This window comes from Micromonospora maritima, from assembly GCF_902825405.1.
Lineage (GTDB): Bacteria > Actinomycetota > Actinomycetes > Mycobacteriales > Micromonosporaceae > Micromonospora > Micromonospora maritima.
Genome location: NZ_CADEAU010000607.1, coordinates 1 through 2,866, shown reverse-complemented (window position 1 = coordinate 2,866; position 2,866 = coordinate 1). Strand labels below are relative to the sequence as shown.

Below are 2,866 nucleotides of genomic sequence, written 5' to 3'. Positions count from 1 at the left end.
GGTCGGGCCGGTGCGCGCGCCCCGGCAGCCGGCGGAGGTGATGGCGCAGTCCGGCGCGGCGGCCGGGGCGCCCCCGGTGATCGCGCGGGCGCACCACGGCAGCGTCTCCCGGGAGGAGCGCAAGCACATCGAGGAGGCGCTCAAGTCCGGCCAGCTCCCCGCCGTGGTGGCCACCTCCAGCCTGGAGCTGGGCATCGACATGGGCGCGGTCGACCTGGTGGTGCAGATCGAGGCGCCGCCGAGCGTCGCGGCCGGGCTGCAACGGGTGGGCCGGGCCGGGCACCAGGTCGGCGCCGTGTCGCGCGGCGTGGTCTTCCCCAAGCACCGCGGCGACCTGCTCTCCTGCACGGTGGTGGCCGAGCGGATGGGTGCGGGCGCGATCGAGGAGTTGCACTACCCGCGCAACCCGCTCGACGTGCTGGCCCAGCAGATCGTCGCCATGGTGGCGCTGGAGCCGTGGCAGCTCGGTGACCTGGCCGTGCTGGTCCGGCGCGCGGCGCCCTTCGCCGAGCTGCCCGACTCGGCACTGCACGCGGTGCTCGACATGCTCTCCGGGCGTTACCCGTCCACCGCGTTCGCCGAGCTGCGGCCCCGCCTGGTCTGGGACCGGGCCACCGACGTGCTGACCGGCCGGCCCGGCGCCCAACGGCTCGCCGTGACCAGCGGCGGCACCATCCCCGACCGAGGGCTGTTCGGCGTCTTCCTGGCCGGCGCCGAACGGGCGGCGCGGGTCGGCGAGCTGGACGAGGAGATGGTCTACGAGTCCCGGGTCGGCGACGTGTTCCTGCTCGGCTCGTCGTCCTGGCGGATCGAGGAGATCACCCCCGACCGGGTGCTGGTCTCCCCCGCCCCCGGCCAGGCCGCCCGGATGCCGTTCTGGAAGGGCGACCAGCTCGGCCGACCGGTGGAGCTGGGGCGGGCGATCGGCGCCCGGGTCCGGGCGCTGCTGCGGCAGTCCGACGCCGACGCGGTGGCGGCACTGCGCGCCGGCGGGCTGGACGACTGGGCCGCCGGCAACCTGATGACCTACCTGCGCGAGCAGAAGGCGGCCACCCGCGCGCTGCCCGACGATCGGACGGTGGTGGTCGAGCGCTTCCGCGACGAGCTGGGCGACTGGCGGTTCGCCGTGCACTCGGTGCTCGGCGCCCGGGTGAACGGCCCGTGGGCGCTGGCCATCGGCCGCCGCCTGGCCGAGCGCTACGGCGTGGACGCCCAGGTCATGCCCTCCGACGACGGCATCGTGGTGCGGCTGCCGGACACCGCCGACGAGCCGCCCGGCGCCGACGTGGTGGTCTTCGAGCCGGACGAGATCGCCCAGCTGGTCGAGGAGTCCGTCGGCACCTCGGCGCTGTTCGCCTCCCGGTTCCGCGAGTGCGCGGCCCGGTCGCTGCTGCTGCCCCGCCGCGACCCACGCCGCCGGCAGCCGCTCTGGCAGCAGCGCCAGCGCGCCGCGCAGCTGCTCGACGTGGCCCGCGAGTACGCCGACTTCCCGGTCACCCTGGAGGCCGCCCGGGAGTGCCTCCAGGACGTCTTCGACCAACCGGCGCTGGCCGACCTGATGCGTGACCTGGCCGCCCGCAAGGTGCGCCTGGTCGAGGTGGAGTCCGAGCGCCCGTCCCCGTTCGCCCGGTCGCTGCTCTTCGGCTACGTCGGGGCGTTCCTCTACGAGGGCGACGCGCCCCTGGCCGAGCGACGTGCCGCCGCGCTGGCCCTCGACTCCGGGCTGCTCGGCGAGCTGCTCGGCCGCGTCGACCTGCGGGAGCTGCTCGACCCCGCCGTGCTCGCCGAGACCGAACGCCAACTGCGGTGGCGCACCGACCAGCGCCGGCCCCGCGACGCCGAGGACGTGGTCGAGCTGCTCCGCGTGGTCGGTGACCTGAGCAGCGCCGAGCTGGCCGAGCGGGGGGTGCCGGAAGCGTGGCCGGAGGAGCTGGCGGCGGCCCGCCGCGTGCTGCGCGTGCGGATCGCCGGCGAGGACCGCTGGGTGGTCGTCGAGGACGCGGCCCGGCTGCGCGACGCGCTCGGCGTGGCGCTGCCCGTCGGTGTCGCCGAGGCCTACCTGGCCCCGGTTGCCGACCCGCTCGGCGATCTGGTCGCCCGGTACGCCCGCACCCACGGCCCGTTCGCGGCGGCCACCTGCGCGGCCCGGTTCGGCCTCGGCGTGTTCGTGGTCGAGCAGGCGCTGCGCCGGCTCGCCGGCAACGGTCGGGTGGTCTCCGGCGAGTTCGCGCCGGACAGCGTGGGCACGCAGTGGTGCGACGCCGAGGTGCTGCGGCTGCTGCGCCGCCGCTCCCTCGCGGCGCTGCGGCGGGAGATCGAGCCGGTGCCGCCCCGGGCGCTGGCCGCGTTCCTGCCCCGCTGGCAGCAGGTCGGCTCGTCGGCCCGTGGGGTCGAGGCGGTCGCCGCGACCGTCGAGCAGTTGCAGGGCGCGACCGTGCCGGCGTCCGCGCTGGAACGCCTGGTGCTGCCCGCCCGGGTGGCCGACTACTCGCCCGCCCAGCTCGACGAGCTGTGCGCCGGCGGCGAGGTGGTCTGGGCCGGCGCGGGCGCGATCTCCGGCGGCGACGGGTGGGTGGCGCTCGCGTACGCCGACGTCGCGCCGCTGCTGTTGCCGCCGCCGGACGAGGCGCTGACGCTCACCCCGCTGCACGAGTCCGTGCTCGACGCGCTCGGCGACGGGCAGGCGCTGTTCTTCCGCTCGCTCTCCGACCGGGTCGGCTCCACCGACGACGCCGCCCTGTCGGCCGCGGTGTGGGACCTGGTCTGGGCCGGCCACCTCACCAACGACACGCTCGCTCCGCTGCGCGCGGCGCTGGGCGCCGGAGGGGCGCACCGGTCCCGGCCGTCGGCGCCGCGCACCCGCTAC

The 2,866-nt window shown here is 76.8% G+C and carries 1 protein-coding gene; it reads left to right on the top strand.

The features are described 5' to 3' along the window. Positions 1-2,866 (top strand): Lhr family ATP-dependent helicase (locus HUW36_RS29855; protein ID WP_281357575.1); only part of this gene is annotated, 2,866 nt, incomplete at both ends.